15 protein-coding genes and 1 riboswitch are annotated in these 16,833 nt (G+C 63.2%); of the genes, 5 read left to right on the plus strand and 10 right to left on the minus strand.

The window, feature by feature from the left end; all coding sequences use genetic code 11:
• Window positions 1–3 precede the first annotated feature (3 nt).
• The 6 genes from JO965_RS10065 to JO965_RS10090 form a co-directional block, all read right to left on the minus strand.
• Window positions 4–642, minus strand: a complete 639-nt coding sequence (locus JO965_RS10065; RefSeq protein WP_203443495.1) for a DUF1254 domain-containing protein — start codon at window positions 640–642, stop codon at window positions 4–6.
• 14 nt (window positions 643–656) lie between these two features.
• Window positions 657–2,072, minus strand: a complete 1,416-nt coding sequence (locus tag JO965_RS10070; protein WP_203443496.1) for a DUF1254 domain-containing protein — start codon at window positions 2,070–2,072, stop codon at window positions 657–659.
• A gap of 40 nt (window positions 2,073–2,112) precedes the next feature.
• Window positions 2,113–2,865, minus strand: coding sequence for an aquaporin Z (gene aqpZ / locus JO965_RS10075; RefSeq protein ID WP_203443497.1), 753 nt, complete (start codon window positions 2,863–2,865; stop codon window positions 2,113–2,115).
• A 173-nt stretch (window positions 2,866–3,038) separates the two neighbouring features.
• Entirely contained in the window at window positions 3,039–4,286 is a 1,248-nt protein-coding gene (locus JO965_RS10080; protein WP_203443498.1) for an alpha/beta hydrolase, read from the minus strand.
• A gap of 957 nt (window positions 4,287–5,243) precedes the next feature.
• Window positions 5,244–6,374 carry an alginate lyase family protein gene (locus JO965_RS10085; protein WP_203443499.1) on the minus strand — a complete coding sequence of 377 codons (1,131 nt, stop codon included), beginning with the start codon at window positions 6,372–6,374 and terminating at the stop codon, window positions 5,244–5,246.
• A 286-nt stretch (window positions 6,375–6,660) separates the two neighbouring features.
• Window positions 6,661–7,791 carry a DUF2778 domain-containing protein gene (locus JO965_RS10090; protein ID WP_203443500.1) on the minus strand — a complete coding sequence of 377 codons (1,131 nt, stop codon included), beginning with the start codon at window positions 7,789–7,791 and terminating at the stop codon, window positions 6,661–6,663.
• A gap of 268 nt (window positions 7,792–8,059) precedes the next feature.
• Here JO965_RS10090 and JO965_RS10095 point away from each other — a divergent pair, with 268 nt between their 5' ends.
• Entirely contained in the window at window positions 8,060–8,716 is a 657-nt protein-coding gene (locus JO965_RS10095) for a class I SAM-dependent methyltransferase (protein WP_246776795.1), read from the plus strand.
• Window positions 8,717–8,754: 38 nt separating this feature from the next.
• Here the strand turns inward: JO965_RS10095 and JO965_RS10100 are convergent, their stop codons facing one another.
• Together JO965_RS10100 and JO965_RS10105 are read right to left on the minus strand one after the other, a co-directional pair.
• Window positions 8,755–8,907 (minus strand): DUF1127 domain-containing protein, encoded by a 153-nt coding sequence (locus JO965_RS10100; RefSeq protein ID WP_246776796.1) that lies wholly within the window; start codon window positions 8,905–8,907, stop codon window positions 8,755–8,757.
• A 181-nt stretch (window positions 8,908–9,088) separates the two neighbouring features.
• Window positions 9,089–9,274 carry a hypothetical protein gene (locus JO965_RS10105; RefSeq protein WP_203443501.1) on the minus strand — a complete coding sequence of 62 codons (186 nt, stop codon included), beginning with the start codon at window positions 9,272–9,274 and terminating at the stop codon, window positions 9,089–9,091.
• 314 nt (window positions 9,275–9,588) lie between these two features.
• Between JO965_RS10105 and JO965_RS10110 the strand changes: the two genes are divergently transcribed.
• On the plus strand, window positions 9,589–10,245 hold the full coding sequence (locus JO965_RS10110; RefSeq protein ID WP_203443502.1) for a class I SAM-dependent methyltransferase: 657 nt from the start codon (window positions 9,589–9,591) through the stop codon (window positions 10,243–10,245).
• 13 nt (window positions 10,246–10,258) lie between these two features.
• Here the strand turns inward: JO965_RS10110 and JO965_RS10115 are convergent, their stop codons facing one another.
• Entirely contained in the window at window positions 10,259–10,738 is a 480-nt protein-coding gene (locus JO965_RS10115; RefSeq protein WP_203443503.1) for a cupin domain-containing protein, read from the minus strand.
• Between the two features lie 212 nt (window positions 10,739–10,950).
• Window positions 10,951–11,961, minus strand: coding sequence for a zinc-binding alcohol dehydrogenase family protein (locus tag JO965_RS10120; protein WP_203443504.1), 1,011 nt, complete (start codon window positions 11,959–11,961; stop codon window positions 10,951–10,953).
• Window positions 11,962–12,164: 203 nt separating this feature from the next.
• Here JO965_RS10120 and JO965_RS10125 point away from each other — a divergent pair, with 203 nt between their 5' ends.
• The 3 genes from JO965_RS10125 (at window position 12,165) to cobF (ending at window position 16,728) form a co-directional block, all read left to right on the plus strand.
• Window positions 12,165–12,941: a hypothetical protein gene (locus tag JO965_RS10125; RefSeq protein ID WP_203443505.1), complete on the plus strand. Its 777-nt coding sequence runs from the start codon at window positions 12,165–12,167 to the stop codon at window positions 12,939–12,941.
• A 371-nt stretch (window positions 12,942–13,312) separates the two neighbouring features.
• A complete protein-coding gene (locus JO965_RS10130; protein ID WP_203443506.1) occupies window positions 13,313–15,619 on the plus strand; it encodes an EAL domain-containing protein in 2,307 nt (768 codons plus the stop codon).
• A gap of 47 nt (window positions 15,620–15,666) precedes the next feature.
• Window positions 15,667–15,811: riboswitch (cobalamin riboswitch) on the minus strand.
• A gap of 143 nt (window positions 15,812–15,954) precedes the next feature.
• Window positions 15,955–16,728, plus strand: a complete 774-nt coding sequence (gene cobF / locus JO965_RS10135) for a precorrin-6A synthase (deacetylating) (RefSeq protein ID WP_203443507.1) — start codon at window positions 15,955–15,957, stop codon at window positions 16,726–16,728.
• Window positions 16,729–16,833: the final 105 nt, after the last annotated feature.

A 16,833-nucleotide genomic window follows, 5' to 3' on the forward strand; every position in this document is an offset into this window, starting at 1 on the left:
GACCTAATCGTTTGTCCTGTCCACGTACTCGTAGGCGGGAGGGTTGGCGGCCTGTGACAGCGGATAAACGCGTATCTTGCGCTGGGCTTCGAGCCCCGCCTTCATATCGCCGTTGGGTGGCAGTGCCCGGGCGCCAACCAGGACGAAGTTCGTCTTTGACTGAGCCGGGATGTAGCCGGTGGGCACCTCACCTGTGTAGTCCGGCGGCAGGATGAGATGCTTGCCGCCCTTGCCGGCATCCGGGCCGGGGAGGCCGATATCCTGCACCCAGCCGAAATTGTGATCGTTGACGATGCCGAGATAAGCGCCGGGCGGCAACTCGATCACCATTGGCCCGGCCTGTTTCAGGTTGAGCACTCCACCCATGTAGGGCGTATCCGAGTTCCCGGTGAAGAGGACATGCCGGGGACCGCCCGCCAGGATCAGGCCACCCTTGTTGTCGGCAGCACCCGCATCGCGCGTGCCCTGGAACGTAGCCTCCATGGATACGGTCGGATAAAAGAACCGATAGGCCTGGATGGCACGATTGAGATCAGTATCGTCATAGGCCTGCCGCGCGGTCTTTGCCGTCGGAAAGCCCCGCTCGAACACGTAATGGCTCTCGTGCGCGGTATCGATCTTTCTTGCGGCCAATTCGGTCATCACCCTTCCTCCGATTACTGCACCGCGACCTTCTCCACGTCCGGCAGTGTCCAAACCTTGTCGAAGAACTCCTTCTTCGGCCCATAGACGCGGAACATCAGTTCGAAGCCGCGTTGCGGATCGGTTGGCACCAAGTTCGCTTCCTTTCCAGCCGGAGCCTTCGGGCCGAAATAGATGTCGACCGAACCATCGGCATTCTTCTGGATCTCGGCAGCGTTCGAGGCGCGGCTGGCACGATCCATGTTCTTGATGAGAGCGTGTGTCTCCCGGTCGTAAGCTGTCACAGACCAGTATTGCTGCACTGGCGCGTTCGTCGGTACGCGCAGGCGGTAGGTCTTCCCGCCGTCGAAACCCTCACCGTCTTTGTCACGGATGGAGATCAGGTAGAATTGTGCGGTGCCTGGGCGCTTGATGGAGATGTAGCCATAGGTATAGAGCAGAGCCCGGGCATCGACTGCGTATTTGTCGTGTTCCGCATAGCCCGTGCCTTGCCCTTCGATGGCCTCCTGCAGAGTCGGGTATGTCCAATGGCTGTTCGCGAAGAACGGCGGGAAGCCGGCATCGTAGCGTTGCTCAAGGATTGCCTTCGCCTCGTCGATGGCAGCGGTGAGGATCCTCTGCGTCGCCTCGCTCGGTTCGAAGGGCTTTCCCTTCTCGATGCCGATGGTGCGCAGTTGGTCGATCATCGCCCGATCGCGCTCGATCCAGGGCTCGTTCTGCACGATGCGGTTGAGGTTGGTGAAGAAGCTTGCGTTGTAGCGAATGGTACTGTCGTAGGTGATATCCTTCACGTCGGTGAAGATCGTCTCCGGTGGGTTGGCCGCTGCCGACAGGGGATAGACCTTCACACGCTTGCCATAGGCAATCGATGCGGCCACGTCAGCGTCGCCGTGGCTCTTCATGTTCGAACGCAGCAGAGCGTAGGCGCCGTAGGTGTCGGAGGACAGCGCCGTGTAGCCGGTGGGGACCGTCCCCTTGTAATCCGGTGGCACGATCACGAACTTGCCGCCCGCGCCTCTGTCAATGCCAAGCAGGCCGACATCTTCGAGCGCGACCTGCCACTCGGTCATGATGTTTCCGGTGAGGGACGCGCTGGCGTCTCCCGGCGGGATCTCGAGCACGACGGGGCCGACTTCCTTGGTGTCGAAGAACACCATGAAGTAGATGACGTCGGGATTGGGGGTAAGGGTCTGGTTACGCCAATCGAGCGGGCGGCCCCAATAGATGACCTGGTTCACCTTGCCGGCGGTCTTGGTCAGCATCTCCTGGCGCATCAAGTCGGTGTTGACCGCCGGCATGCCCCAAATAGCGGCCTCGACGGCCCGCCGCTCGATAGCGCGGCGGGCGAGTTCATCGGCGGGGAGGTTTTGTGCTTGGGCCGACATGGCGGCTCCCATCGATGCGAGCGTTGCAAGAGTGGCTCTGAGCATCACGCTCTTCCTTGTCTCCACGGAGCCCGTCGGATTGGCCTCACTCGGCCGGAGCCGGCGGCGTGACGCCCGTCACCTGCGCGGAGGGTTCCTCGCTGAGCCAGCGGTAGAGGATGCCGCCGAGCGCACCGCCGATCAGCGGTGCGACCCAGAACAGCCAGAGCTGCGCCAGCGCCCAGCCGCCGACGAACAGCGCCGGACCGGTGCTGCGGGCCGGGTTCACCGAGGTGTTGGTGATCGGAATGCCGACGAGGTGGATCAGCGTCAGCCCAAGGCCGATGGCGATGGGAGCAAAGCCCGCCGGCGCCTTGCCGTGGGTCGCGCCCATGATGATGAACAGGAACATCATGGTCAGCACAACCTCGGCCACGAAGCCGGAGACCAGGCTGTACTGGCCGGGCGAATGCGCACCGTAGCCATTGGCGGCAAAGCCCTTGGACAGATCGAATCCGGGAGCGCCGGAGGCGACCAGGTAGAGCACGAAGGCCGCGATGATGGCGCCGATCACCTGGGAGACGATGTAGGGCGCGATATCCTGCTTCGGGAAGCGGCCGCCCGCCGCCAGGCCGACGGTCACCGCCGGGTTGAGATGGCAGCCCGAGATGTGGCCGATGGCATAGGCCATGGTGAGCACGGTCAGGCCGAAGGCGAGCGAGACGCCGAGCAATCCGATCCCGACTTGCGGAAAGCCTGCGGCGATCACCGCGCTGCCGCAGCCGCCAAAGGTGAGCCAGAAGGTGCCGATGCCTTCGGCGACGCATTTGTGAATGTTGTGGCTGTTGTGGAGATCCATGGAGCACTCCTTTGGCCAGCTTGGGCTGACGTCCCCGGAACCCTGCGTGGGCGGAATCCGATCCCATGCGAGAGAGCTTAGGGTGGCAGCGCAAAAGCGGAATTAGGAGAACACCTGAAGTCCGTTCAGGAAAACACCGAGCGCAGGTTCTCTTCGGGAGGAGTGTAGACGCGCTAAGGCGTGAGCGTTCCCGACACGGCCTGCCCGAGCCCCTCGACATGCCCCTGGAAATTCTCGCGGGTCCGCGGATCGATCACCGCAACCGGGGCGGAGACGGCAAGACCCGCCGCCGTGCCGACGGCCGCCGCGGCACCGGCCGTGACCTGAATGATCCTGTCGCCGACGCCGACGCGCGAATCCGTCAAGGTCTGCCCCTCGGCCAGTTCCCGGCCGATAATGCGCACGACCTCCGGACTTTCGGCGAACTTGGAATGGTTCAGGGGATCGCCGGTCCTGAGCTTGGAAAGGTTCAGGACGGTAATGCCGGACTTATCCAACTCGCTGCGATAGGGCTCCTGATCCGGATCGATCGCACCGAGCCGTACCGCATCGCCCCATAGCCGGCGGGAGACGGCAAGCGCTCTGTCATCCTGGGAGACGAAGAGGGTGAAGCCCGGACGGGACTTGCCCATGTCCAGAACGGCCTCGCGGAACAGGTCGACGTCCACGTCGGGAGCGGCGAGGAGCACGTTGCGGATCTTGGGCGCGACCCGCCCGTCGCGGATCGCCATCTGGCGCAGCGCTTCCAGGGTCACCCAATTGCCCATGGAATGTGCGAGGATCGAGATCTCGCCGACCGCCGGGTCACTGGCCAGGGCCTTCAATGTGCTCTCGAGGGCATTGCGGGAATAGGTGTTGCTCTCCCGGTCGTAGCCATAGGCCAGCACGCTGCCGCGCGAGGGCCAGGTGAACAGCACCGGCACCACAGGCGTGCCGGCATCATGCACGATCTGGGCGAAGCGGAAGACCGCATCGTCGAAGCGGTTATTGAAGCCGTGGATGAAGACAAGCACGCGCCGCTGGGGCACCGTCCGGACGGTGCGGTTGAACCAGGCGACGGCCTGCTTGCGGTCGATCACATCGGCCTTGAGGGTTACGAAATCCGTCGCGGGATTGCCGGGAACGTTCTGCGGCCACTGCACCTCGCCTGGCTTGCGGCTCGCTGCCGGCGGGATCGAGACCGTGAATTCGGCAAAGGACAGTTCCGGTCCGCGGCCGCCCGAATAGAATTCCTGCGGGTCCGTTGCGCGCATGCGGGTCGTGGCAACCAGCATGTCGACCTTGCTAGCGCCGGGGACCGTGTCGGCTACAGGAACCAGCGTGCCCTTCAAGTTGGCACATCCGGTCAGGCCGAGGGTGAGTGCGAAGGCCATGAGGGAACGGCCGCAAGAGCGCCAGCCGGTTCCTTGTGGGAGCCCCATCGTCGACGCATTACCGCCGCCCTCTTGTCCTGACCATTGCATTCGGTTCGCGTTCCCCGGTGTCGTATTAGGGCAAATCTTCATCAGGTCGTCGTTCTTGTCGAGCGCGGAGGAGTAAATTTCAGTCTCCTGCAGGTAATTGCGGTCGCCGTAACAGCGAGAGCGAGACTATTCTCCCGATTTCTTTCGCTCCGTCTGGCGAGACAGCGCGGATAGGAAGTCGATCCGTCAAAGAGCCAGCACCGTGGGGCCCGCAGCTTGCGCTGCGAGCCTGTGAGTTGATCGAGGGTGGCGCGACAGGCAGCCCGGCTCGATGTCTGTGGTGATTTGGGAAGAGCCGGAGTGCCTCTTCGCGCACGGCTTCTTTAGGCGGACAGGAGAGGCCGGCTCAGTCAACCGCCGCAGGCGGTGACCGTCTGCGCGACGGCGGCCTGCGACCGATCCCGACCACCAACCCAAACATCCTGGGCCTCCCGTCGAAGCCGATTGCGAGTCAGCCTCACGGGACCGTGCCTGCTCCCACACTGCGACGCCTCGCGAGCGCGCCCTCGATAGGAGCAGATCTGAGGCAATGATATAGCTAAGGCTAGGAACCTTGTCAAGAACAAAAATAGAACATTACACTCGCCTCACCGCGTCATGGCCGGCCTCGTACCGGCCATCCCGTCTTCGGAACCGCAGCGCTGCAAAGGCGTGGATCCCCGGGTCTGATCCCCGGATCAAGTCCGGGGACGGGGATGACGGCGGAGGGGCGGCTCCAGCGTCATTCCCGGCCGGAGTGTCAGCGGAGGGGAAGAGAACCATAGCGCCGAGTGTATGGGTGGAGCCTTTCCCGGCCTGCGGCCACCGGGATGACACCTGCACCATGATGGCCACGCGAGTTGGGGCCATCTGTATCCATACCTCGCTTGCTGAAGAAAATGGTTCTCAGACAAAGCCCGAAATGGTCCGCGTCGATCAATCCCCGTCGTGGAACAACAGCGTCGTGTTGCCGCCGATGCCGCTGGAGGCGACGGGGCGCTTGCTGCTCAGCACGGCCTCGGCCTTCGGCGAGGGATGTCGGCTCCCATAGATCTCGAGCCAGGCGATGCGATGAGGCGGCACGGTGCCGTCGCCGGGATAGGGTTCCTGCTTGGCGCCTGTGACCTGTTCGAAGAAGGCGGGATCATCGAGGGATTCCACCACGCGCTTCACCAGCCGGGTCAGGGCGCCGCCGTGCTCGGCATAGAGATTGACCCCTTGGCTGCGCGCGAGCTCCGCGGCGGCGACCAAAGGCTCGGCGGCGAAGATGTGATAGTCGCGGGCGCGCTTGCCGCGGTTGATCTCGAGCGGAAGCGTGCCCTCCGGTGTGACCTGTGCGAGGCCGATCCGGGCGCTGTCGATGCCCCAGTCGGTGAGCCGCCTGTCGCCGCTGGCGATGCCCGCCGCAATGGCGCTCAGCCCCGCCCAGTAGCGGTGGTTGTTCCGGCCCGAGACGCCCTTGCCTGTCTCTTTCGCCTCGACGATCTGCCGGCCCAGGGTCTTGAGCCAGGTTTCGACGCGCTTCTTCTGATCGTCCGCGAGGCCGGGAGCGTTGCGGACCTGCAGATAGGCCAGCGCGAAGCCGCCGAGCGCCTGGCCCAGATTGAAATGCGCCTGCTTCGAGCGCAGATCGGTCATGGCTTTCGCCGAGGCCCACTGATCGAGCCAGGTCAGGGCGCAGGCCGCCGCGGCCGTGTTCTTCGGACTGGATTTCACATAGGCGTTGGCGATCCGCGCCAGAGTCTTGCCATAGGCGCGCAGCGGCTCCACGGCTTCGGAATAGGTTTCCTCGGCCTCTTCGTCGATGGTCGCTCGCTGGGCATCGTCCTGCCTGTACTTGCTCTGCGTATCGAGGGTGATCACCGGCGCATCCGGCGCGTCGCATTCGTATTTCGGCTTGGCCTGTACATTGTCCTTTGCGGGCGCGGGCACGAGATAGCCGATGCTCTGCGCATATGACGGTGTCGTGATGACGAGTGCATTGAGAATGGCCGCGATTGCGAGAGTGGGGCGAAGCGCATGATGCGACACAAGCCGATGTATATTTGCCCCTGACACCACTTCCATGCCGTACCCCTCTCGCGAAGCCGATCATGAACTAGGCGTGGAGGTGCGCAAAGCCAGACGACCGAACCTTTGGAGGTAGAGCGATCCAATGGGGGTAGATGCGGACCATCAGGATGGTTGGTGTCATCCGCGGCGGCCGCAGGCGAGGGAAGGGGATCACCCAACGCACTGCGCTGTGGATTCCCTTCCCCTCAGCTTCGGCCGGGGATGACGCCGGAGCACTCCTCGCGGCGGGATCACCGGCACGAGGCCGGCGATGACGTGGGGATGGGTTCGCTGTTCGAGCTCAGATCGCGCGCGCGGAACGCCGTACCGTCCTGCTCCTGCTGGCGATCGGCGGCAGGAGATCCTGTCCGCGTCCCGCCGTGACGACGAGGCGTTTCACTTCGCCCCTCAGGAAGGCCTGAAGGAACCGGTCGTAGTTCTTGAACGACACGCAACCGTTCGAGTCTCCCCTGGGCCCGAGCAAATAGGTGTGGGCCAGGATTCCGTCGCGGCCGTAGATGGCGGCGCTGCCGCCGACCGGATTGAGGCGGATGGCGCGTACGCCATGGAAGAGGGCTTCGCGTTCGGTGAGGACGTAGGTACCCGGCGGCGTCGAGCCTTTCATCCGCACGTTCACGTAGCGCGGATTGTCCATCATCTCGCCGAGGCCCGAATGCGCCTCCAGCCTCTCGCCGTTCGGCAGGATCACCACCTGCGCGGAGATGTCGTAGACGGCGGTCCCACCGCCCCCGGTTTCGGGAGCGGGGACGAAACGCGATGTCGGCGAGATGCTGCCGGTGCCATTGCCGAGCGACGCGTAGCTGAGTGCGGCATCGGGTGGGGAAGCGGGCTTGATGCCGAAGAGCTTTTCGAAGAAGGAGCGGTTGTCGGTCGGTGCGCTGGCGGCAACCGTTGTCCTCTGTGTCATCGGGATACGCGCCGGTGCATTCGCCGTTTGCGTCGGTACAGCAGGCTTCGGAGGCAGAAGGTCGGCCGGGCGTGGCACGGGCAGGGGCACGACGGCAGGGACGGACGGAGCGGCTTCCGCTATCTCCTGAACGGGCGCCGGCTGAACAGGCGTCTCGGGCATCGGCGGCACAACCGGCGCGATGCTCGCATGCTGCTGCACGGGCGGGGACTTGAACGCCGCCTGGAGCGGAGCGTTGTGTGCGAAGGGAAGAGCCTCGGTCTTCATGGTCGGCGTGGGATCGACCAGCGCCGCGCCATAAGTGACTACCGCCGCCTGCCGCTCAGGCGCAGGGGTGGCGACGCTGTCGACCTGTTCCGTGGACGGCGCATCGCCCGGGCGGGAGAGATCGGCGAAATAGGCGAGGGGGCTCATCGAGATCGCCACCAGGGCCGCTGTCGGAAAAAGACTGCGCCGCTTTCTGCGGGGGGCGCGACCGCCTGACGGATAGGACCTGTGCAACATGGCGAACTCTACGCAACAACTCGACCGCGCATGACATGCCTCAAGCCCGATGTGGCGCTGGAAAGGAGCGCCGGAGAGGTCAAGGCCTTCATGCGTGAAGCAATACCTTCACGAGACGCGATTAAACGATTGCTTGGTTAAATTAGGGATAATCCGACGCGCTTCTGTCGAAGGAATGTGGCGCCTTACTGATCGATTCACGGCAGCGAGAGGGCGTGCGCTGGCTCACAGATCACGGCGCTGGCGCAGGTTATGGATAGGAAAGGGGGTGTCTCTTCCAATTTTCAAACGGGAGGACCTTGGCATGGGGTTCTATGCGCGTCACATCGGTCCGCGTTTCGTCAGCTGCCTATGTTCGATGGAAGGCATCACGGCCGAGCGCGAGAAGGTCGTTCCGCAGGCCACCGGCGTGGTGCTGGAGATCGGGATCGGGTCGGGGTTGAACCTGCCGCTCTACGATCCGGCCCGCGTCGCCCACGTGATCGGTGTCGATCCCAATGCGGAGTTTCTGGAACTCGGTCGTGAGCGCCGGCATCGCTCACCCGTGCCGTTGGAGATCATCCAGGCGCCGGCAGAGTCGCTGCCGCTGGCAGACGGCATCATCGATACGGCGGTGATCACCTACACCCTATGCTCGGTGGAGGATCCGGTGCAGACTCTGCGCGAGGTGCGCCGCGTGCTGAAGCCGAAAGGTCGCGTGCTGTTTCTGGAGCACGGCCTGTCGAACGATGCCGGCGTGGCGACGTGGCAGCGTCGTCTCAACCCGATCTGGCGCAAGCTCGCCGTGGGATGCAACCTGACACGCCCGGTCGAGAGGCTGCTCGATGAGGCCGGCTTCAAGATCCAGCGCATCGAGTCCTACTACCTCGACGGGGCGCCGCGGCCGGTCGGCTTCCAGTGCCAGGGCATCGCACAGGCTGCATAGGCACCGCGCACGAGCCCCGCGAGGTTCAGAGGGACAGCTTACTGGGCAGCCTGGCGGGCGACGGTGCGGATGTCGCGACGGCCGAGGCCCAGATCGGCCAGCTCCCGATCGTTGAGCGCTTCGAGCTCGCGGAAGGTCTGACGGTAACGGCGCCAGGAGGCGAGGCGGGCGAGGATCATGGACGTGAACATGGGGTATGTCTCCGTAAAAGGCGGCTTCCGGCGTTCCGGATTACCAATCGAGGTGAGGATGACGACGTGCTGCCTCGCGCTGCATCTGACGGGCGTCGGACAGGATGAGGCGGACGAGACGAAGGACGCTGATGATGATCATGGCGGTCTCCTGAATGCGTGTTTCGGTTCGGACTGAATCTCAGATGCGGTCGACCTTGAGGCCATAGCGATGGGCGATCCGGGCGATCTCGCGCTCGGCCCTCCGGTGGTTGGCCTGAGCGATGGCTTCGACCACGGCACGGAGAACACGCAACACCGATCCCGGGCGTTGAGCCTCGGTTGGGGCGTTGGCGGTAACGGGGGCGCTGATCTGCAACGTGCTCATCGGGATTTTCCTGGGTCCGGCCCTGCAGGGCCTCATACTTTCGTCTAGTAATATGAGTATTCTTGTGCGCCGCAAAAGGTAGGTCAGAGAATATGACCTATGCGATAAGGGCATGTCACAGAGGTAAATGCTTTCTTGCTATGCGAGGAGCGCCTGTTTGAGGGGCAACATGCTGCTGGATTGGGCACCGATCAGCCATGACGCGCCAAGAAGCCCTAAGAGCTAGCGCCTTTCTGAGCCCTATGAACCTTATCGGCAGGACCCGGTTGTTCACGCATGTGGGCTCTCAGGCCCGATCATGCGTGAGGCCGAGGATGACGAATGTCCGCGAGGCGCTGGTGAACAGGATGTGGCGTGGGCAGGATCCGTTCCAGAACTATCCCGGCCGGCTCTACCGGCAGGATCATCAGGGCTGGGGTTCGAGCCATCCCTATCTGACGGAAGCCATCGAGGCGCTGCGGCCGTCGGTGGTGGTCGAGGTCGGTGTCTGGAAGGGTGGCTCCGCCATCTCGCTGGCCTCCAAGATGAAGGAGATGAACCACGATGGAGTCGTGATCGCCGTTGATACCTGGCTCGGCGCCTGGGATCACTGGAACAACGACGAATGGTTCGCGCACCTGAACTTCATCAACGGTTATCCCGCCCTTTATCATACGTTTGCAGCCAATATCGTCGGGCAGGGGCTGCAGGACTACGTGCTGCCCCTGCCGCTCGACTCGGTGAATGCGGCGCACGTCCTGCGGCACCACGACGTGCAGGCCGATGTGGTCCACATCGATGGCGGCCATGATGTCCACGCCGTCACGTCCGACCTGCGCGAATGGTGGCCGATGATCCGGCCGGGTGGCGTGCTCATCGGCGACGATTATCCGCACTGGCCAGGGGTGAAGAAGGCCTTCGACGACTTCTTTGCCGCCGAGGGCAAATTCCCCTTCGAGTTCGATCCGCCGAAGTGCCGGATCTTCAAGTGATCGGCTTCGCCGCCTATTGCGACTTGCGCGGATCGTCCGCCGGATTCACGTAAGCGATCGTCCAGGGGCCGCGCGAGCTCAGCTGCACAACAGTCTCCTGGTCGTTCTGCACGAAATGCTGCGTGCCCGGCGGCATGGCGACGATGCCGCCAGCGGTAAGGACTGTCGTCTTCGCCGGATCGAACGTGGCGCCCATGCCGAAATTGACCTTGCCGCTGACGACCGTGACCACCTCATCGGTCGAATGGGTGTGGGGCGGGATCTTATAGTTGGCCGGGAATTTCAGCCGCATCACGAAGACTCCGTCCTTCGCCGGATCCCCATAGATGACCGCTATCTGCGATCCTTTGGGAAGGGACGGAGGCCCGTCCTTCCAGGTGATGTCACCCGGATTGACCATGGTGTGCTGGTGCTGCTGTTGCGCGATGGCCGGAGCGAGGACGAGGAGAAGGGCCGAAGCGCAGGTTGTGGCTCGAAGCATGAATGACTGCATCGCGACCTCCCGAAAGGGTGATGTGGCGAACGCAAACAGAGCGGTCAGGAAATATCGTCTGCCGCAGGATCGAGGGTCCGCCTGTCGCGATGGGTTGTCAAGGAAATGGAGGAGGCGAACTGCTTGAGTATTTTTCGGCGAAATGGCTCCGGTTCGCCGTCAAAAATGCGGCAAACCAAAAGAGATCTGTTTCCGCGCTAACGGAAACCGCTCTAGATCTCAACCAGGGCCTTGATGACCCCGGCCTCGGGGGACGACCACATCGGAATGAGTCCCGGTGCATCGTCGAGGTTGCCGCGGTGGCTTGCCAAAGCTGCCGTCGGCACTCTGCCGCTGCGCATGGCATCGAGCACGATCTCGAAATCCTGCCGTGTGGCATTGCGGCTGCCGAGCAGCGACGTTTCGCGCTTGTGGAACTCCGGGTCGTTGAACGTGATGTCGGCGCGCACGATCGACAGGAGAACGTAGGTGCCGCCGTGGCCGACATAGGAAAAGCCCTTCATCATCGCCTTCGGACTTCCGGTGGCATCGATGACGACATCGAAGAAATCGCCATCGGTGGCGGCCTTGAGACGATCATCGATATCGGACGACACCTCGAAGACATGATCGGCGCCGATTTCGTCCCTGCAGAAGGCAAGCCGCCGGGCGTTCATATCGAGGACGGAAACGTCGGCGCCCCGGGCTTTCGCGAAAATCGCCGCCGCGATCCCGATCGGGCCGGCTCCCACCACGGCAACACGGCTCGTCGGGCCGGCTCCTGAGCGCCGCACGCCGTGGGCGCCGATCGCCAGGAACTCGACCATGGCGGCCTCGTCCAGGCTCAAGCCTGTCGCGGGCACGACATTGCGCTCCGGCACGGCGATGTACTCGCAGGCTCCGCCGTCGCGGTGAACGCCCAGCACCTGCAGGTTCTGGCAGCAATTCGTCTTGCCCTGCCGGCAGGCGCGGCACGTGCCGCAGAAGAGATAGGGTTCGACGCAAACGATGTCGCCGTTCTTGAACGAACTGCCGCCGGGGGCGTCGGCGATCTCGCCTGCAAGCTCGTGGCCGATCACCCGCGGATATTCGAGATAGGGCTGATTGCCGTGGAAGATATGATAATCGGTTCCGCAGATCCCGACCCGCCGGATGCGCACCAGCACCTCGCCCGGACCAGCGCTCGGGACGTCCCGCTGGATGACGCTCAGCCGGCCGGGCTCGTCGCATCGAAGGGCTTTCATCGGCGTCTCTCCCCGCGGATATCTTGGTTCGTATGCTGCAAGCTTAGGGCGGGAACAGGAAAGCGCAAAGCCGACCCTGCTTTCCGCAACAACGATGCGCGGCCTTTAGGATTGAGCAACGAATCGAACCCAAAAGTGAAATCCACTTTTGGGCCCGACACCCTGGGGACCCGACAACGATTCACACGAGACGGCTGATCCGGATGTCAACCTGGCGAGATGAGAAGAACCAGAAGGCACGCGCCCGGCTCGAGAAACGCCTCTCCGTGCTCTTTCCGGCCTGCGTTCTGTCGCATGCGCTTCGGCAGCCGCTGATCCCACCGACCCAGCGCCGCGCCGTGGAGTCCTACTGGCGGCATCGCCCGCTCCTGGCTGACCGGCTCGCGCGGGCGCTGGCGGCCAGGAGCGGGCAGCCGGCCGGGTGGCAGTGGCGTCTGGGCTCCGACAAGGAAACCGGCCTGCCGATGTCCTTCCGTATGCCGCCATCCCCTTACCGGGAGGCTGCCTTCGCGCGCGGGCCGGGGCATTGCTGCGTCTGCGGACAGCCTGTGTACCGGCTGGGCTGGCATTGCGACCTCTGGAGTGATGGCAAGCCGAACAGGAACGCTATATGGCATGCCGCCTGCGTCGTGGCCTGGCAACTCTGGACGGCACCGCCCGATCATCTCAGGATCCTGAAGCTGCGCCAGCAGCGGCGATGCGTAACGAGCGGTCGTCGCCTACTCAGGACGGCCGAAGTGGACCACCGCGTTCCGCTTTTCGCCGTCTGGTCCGAGCACCGCTCTCGACCCTGGCCCGAACTGCTCGCCTTCTGGGGCGCCCCCAATCTTCAGGTGATCAACAAGACGGTTCATCTGGAGAAAACCGCCGAGGAGGCGGCAGACCGGGCCAGGCGGCGGATTTCCAGACCCGACATGTCGCAAGAAGAAGAGTTTATCGCCCCCCTTGCGGATCGGATTCCAATCCCCATATCGGGCTGACCCAGCGGACATTGTTGTGGACTTCGAGAGCGGCGGGCGTCACCGCCTGCTCCGATGAGACCGTGCCAGGACGGATGTACTCCGGCATGGTCCGTTCCCGCGCCTGCCTGACGATGCAGGCGCCCGTCTGGACCCGGATCAGCCCAGGCCCGTAGCAGGCGCGGCAGGAGATGCGAAGGCATCCCGCCCGTTCGCCCCGGAGCCTGGGCTTTTTCGTTTGATCGGCGGTACGAGGGCAGCCGGCCCGGCTCGAGGCAGGGCATCGCCTTTTAGTCTCAGGCGGACAGCATTCCTGCTGGAATTAACGGAATAACGACAACTCCCGGGGAATTCTGGCGGAGATCGTCGCGTAAAACGAATCGAAGCCCGTTGTGCCAGACTATATAATCATCTCCCTCAGCATCTTGGCGGCGGCGACCGGGATCATCGGCGCAGCCTTCCTCTTCGTGCGGGGGCACAACGACGATCTCGCGCGGGCCGAGGGCGATCTGGCCAACCTCGCCCTATCTCTTCAGGAGCGGACGGATGGCGTCTTCCAATCCATCGAGAACGTTCTGCGCGATGTGATCGGCCGAATTCCGCAGGCCTGTCTCAAGGCGCACGAGTTCGACGGGTTCGCCGCATCCCAGGCAACGAAGGCCATCCTGGTAGGAGCCTGTCACTCGCTGTCCCAGATCGTCCGCATCGATCTCGTTAATGCCAAGGGGCGGATCGTCGGTTCGTCGACACCGCGCCCGATGTCTGATCCGATCTACCTGAAAGACACGTCCTACTATCGGGCTCTCGCGACGGAGCCATCGCTCACCTTGTATCTCGGCGAGCCGATGAGGATCCGGGCAGCCGAGAAATGGGTGCTCTCCCTCGCCCGGAAGATCGAAGACACGGACGGAAAATTCCTCGGCGTCATCGTCGCTACGGTCGATCTCGGCCATTTCGAGCGAATCTTTAAGGACCACCTCAGAACGCACTCGCAGGCGATCACGCTCTACCGGCGCGATGGCATCATCCTGGCGCATAGTCCGCACTCGGAGAGGGCGCTCGGGCGTCGCGTGTGGAGGCCCAACACCCCCCTGCAGCGGCTGATCGCAAAGAACATCCCGACGCTTATTCGCGACGTCAGCTGGATCGACAGGAAGGAGCGGGTAGTCGCTCTTCATCCTCTCGCCCATTATCCGGCCGGCATCTCCGTCAGCAGAACGGTGTCGGAACTCATGGCCGGGCGGCGCCTCGAAAGCCGCATGGTCGCATTCTTCGCCTATCTGATGGATATCGGGATCGAGGCTGCCACTCTGCTCGGTTTGAGGCATGTTCGAACCGGTATTCTGAGAGCGGCCAGCGAGAGCTACCTGTCGCGCCATGATGTCCTGACCAAGCTTCCCAACAGGCTGCAATTCGTCGAGGATCTGAAGCGGACTTTCCTCGCCTCGCAAAGATCCGGCACCGATTTCGCCTTGCTTCTTCTCGATCTCAACCGGTTCAAGGACATCAATGACAGTTTTGGTCATGGGGCGGGAGACGAGATCGTTCAAACGGTGGCGCGGCGCCTGCGCGAACGTCTCAGGAAGACCGACCTCATCGCCCGCATCGGCGGCGACGAGTTCGCCATCATCCAACGGCCGATCAGAAACCGGCAGCAGGTCATAGATCTCGTCATGGCCATACAGACCGCCATGAGGGCCCCGTGCACAGCCGGCAACACGGAGATCGATGTCGGGCTGTCCATCGGCGTTGCGATCGCGTCCTCCGTCGGCAAGACCTCGACGGAACTCATGAAAGCGGCCGATGTCGCTCTCTATGCGGCAAAGTCCGATTCCAGCAGCAGCTACCGGCTCTACGACGCAGACATCAAGGATGCCAGGGCGGAACGTCGCGCCCTCGAAGGAGCCCTGAAGAGCGCGTTGGAAAACAAGGAACTCGACCTGTTCTATCAGCCGATCCTCGATCTGGCGACGAACCAGATGTGGGGCTGCGAAGCGCTGGCGCGATGGAAGCACCCGACAAAGGGGATGATCTCGCCGCTGCAGTTCATCCCGACCGCCGAGGAGTCGGGTCTCATCGGCCCGATGGGCGACTGGATCCTCGAGGAGGCCTGCTCGACGGCCATGACCTGGCCCACGACTTCGGCCCAGCCGTTGAAGGTCGCGATCAATCTCTCCCCGGTGCAGTTCCGGAGCCGGGATGTTCTCGCCAGCGTCAAGAGAGCCCTGGAGATCTCCGGCCTGCCGGCCCAGCGCCTGGTTCTGGAGATCACGGAATCCGTCAAGCTCACGGAGGAAGCCACCGCGACGCTGAAAAAGCTTAAAGGTCTCGGCGTGTCGATCGCGCTCGACGATTTCGGCACTGGCTATGCCTCGATGAGTTATCTCAGCAGCTTCCCCTTCGACAAAATCAAGATCGATCAGTCCTTCGTGCGGAACATGCTGGATTCTCCGGACAGCCGCGCGATCATCAAGGCTACGATTGGCCTTGCGAAAGACCTGAAGATGAGCACGACGGCCGAAGGCGTCGAAACGGAAGAGCAGCTCAATGCTCTGCGCCTCGCTGGCGCCTCGCAGGCTCAAGGCTATCTCATCGCCAAGCCGATGTCCCGCGAAGCCATCGCGACTTTCATCGCCGACGCCCAAAAGCCTCAGTCCAAGAAGCGGGACGAACAGGCACCGGCACGAGCCGTCGCCTAAAGGGCCGCGTCAAGCAGCGTGAAGAACTGCGTCACGCCCGGCCATGACGGCAAGTATTCCCACACGGCAAGTGTTCCCAGGCAGCCGCTTCGCCGCTCACCGTTGCGGGGCAGCTCCGGCTTGGCCCCAAAAGGCCGACCGGATTCCGTTCTCGATCTTACGGTCCGGGAGACCGTGACACGGGTGCAACGTCCCGGTATATCGGTCCGACATCAAGCGACATCGAAGCGGCAGGCGCGTCGGCGGGCAGCAAGGTCCGGTCCGGCGCGATCATGCCCGAGAGTCATGGATCTCGCATTCTCACAGGAGCGAGACGAACCACCGGGGAACACAGGATGCGAAAGGCCCTCGTCATCGGCATCGGTGCAGGCAATCCCGACTATATCACCATCCAGGCCATCAATGCCCTCAACCAGGTCGATGTCTTCTTCGTCGCCGACAAGGGTGGCGAGAAGGAGGACCTGATCAAGCTGCGGCGGGAGATCTGCGACCGCTTCATCAAGGATAGGACGTTCAGGGTTGTCGAATACGAGCAGCCCCGCCGGGGCGATGCTTCCAAATCCTATCTGACAACGGTCGAGCAATGGCACGAGGCCATCGCGAACAAGGTCGGAACCCTGCTGAGAGAGGAGCTCCGGGAGGGCGAATGTGCCGGCTTCCTCGTCTGGGGCGATCCCTCGCTCTACGACAGCACTCTGCGCATCCTGGCAGCCGTGCAGGCCAGGGGCGGTTTCGAGCTGGAATACGAAGTGATCCCCGGGATCACCAGTGTGCAGGCTCTTGCCGCCCAGCATAAGATCCCGCTCAACAGGATTGGTGAGTCCATTCAGATCACGACTGGCCGCAGGCTCGCCGCGGGCTTTCCCAACAACGCCGACAGCGTTGTCGTCATGCTCGATGGCAACTGCTCCTTCCGCGGCGTCGCGTCCGAGGATGTCGATATCTACTGGGGGGCCTATCTTGGCACTGAGGATGAAATCCTTATTTCCGGCAAACTGCGAGACGTGATGGATGACATCGAGCGCGTCCGCGCCGAGGCCCGCGCCCGAAAGGGATGGGTGATGGATACCTATCTCCTCCGGAGATCCAAATCAGATGATGCTCAGTGAGCCCATTCGCCGGTGGTCGATCCGCGCGATGGTGTGCTCCGGTCCTGATCCATCGCGGCTCTTTCCGTTCCTGGGCGCCGGGATTTCCCAGAGCGGTTCTCGGGG

Source organism: Microvirga sp. VF16 (assembly GCF_016864375.1).
GTDB lineage: Bacteria > Pseudomonadota > Alphaproteobacteria > Rhizobiales > Beijerinckiaceae > Microvirga.

Excerpts from the sequence above, each read along its gene's own strand:
- JO965_RS10065 (WP_203443495.1), bottom strand. The coding sequence starts at position 642 with ATGACCGAATTGGCCGCAAGAAAGATCGATACCGCGCACGAGAGCCAT.
- JO965_RS10070 (WP_203443496.1), bottom strand. The coding sequence starts at position 2,072 with ATGCTCAGAGCCACTCTTGCAACGCTCGCATCGATGGGAGCCGCCATG.
- aqpZ (WP_203443497.1), bottom strand. The coding sequence starts at position 2,865 with ATGGATCTCCACAACAGCCACAACATTCACAAATGCGTCGCCGAAGGC.
- JO965_RS10080 (WP_203443498.1), bottom strand. The coding sequence starts at position 4,286 with ATGGGGCTCCCACAAGGAACCGGCTGGCGCTCTTGCGGCCGTTCCCTC.
- JO965_RS10085 (WP_203443499.1), bottom strand. The coding sequence starts at position 6,374 with ATGGAAGTGGTGTCAGGGGCAAATATACATCGGCTTGTGTCGCATCAT.
- JO965_RS10090 (WP_203443500.1), bottom strand. The coding sequence starts at position 7,791 with ATGTTGCACAGGTCCTATCCGTCAGGCGGTCGCGCCCCCCGCAGAAAG.
- JO965_RS10100 (WP_246776796.1), bottom strand. The coding sequence starts at position 8,907 with ATGTTCACGTCCATGATCCTCGCCCGCCTCGCCTCCTGGCGCCGTTAC.
- JO965_RS10105 (WP_203443501.1), bottom strand. The coding sequence starts at position 9,274 with ATGAGCACGTTGCAGATCAGCGCCCCCGTTACCGCCAACGCCCCAACC.
- JO965_RS10110 (WP_203443502.1), top strand. The coding sequence starts at position 9,589 with ATGACGAATGTCCGCGAGGCGCTGGTGAACAGGATGTGGCGTGGGCAG.
- JO965_RS10115 (WP_203443503.1), bottom strand. The coding sequence starts at position 10,738 with ATGCAGTCATTCATGCTTCGAGCCACAACCTGCGCTTCGGCCCTTCTC.
- JO965_RS10120 (WP_203443504.1), bottom strand. The coding sequence starts at position 11,961 with ATGAAAGCCCTTCGATGCGACGAGCCCGGCCGGCTGAGCGTCATCCAG.
- JO965_RS10125 (WP_203443505.1), top strand. The coding sequence starts at position 12,165 with ATGTCAACCTGGCGAGATGAGAAGAACCAGAAGGCACGCGCCCGGCTC.
- cobF (WP_203443507.1), top strand. The coding sequence starts at position 15,955 with ATGCGAAAGGCCCTCGTCATCGGCATCGGTGCAGGCAATCCCGACTAT.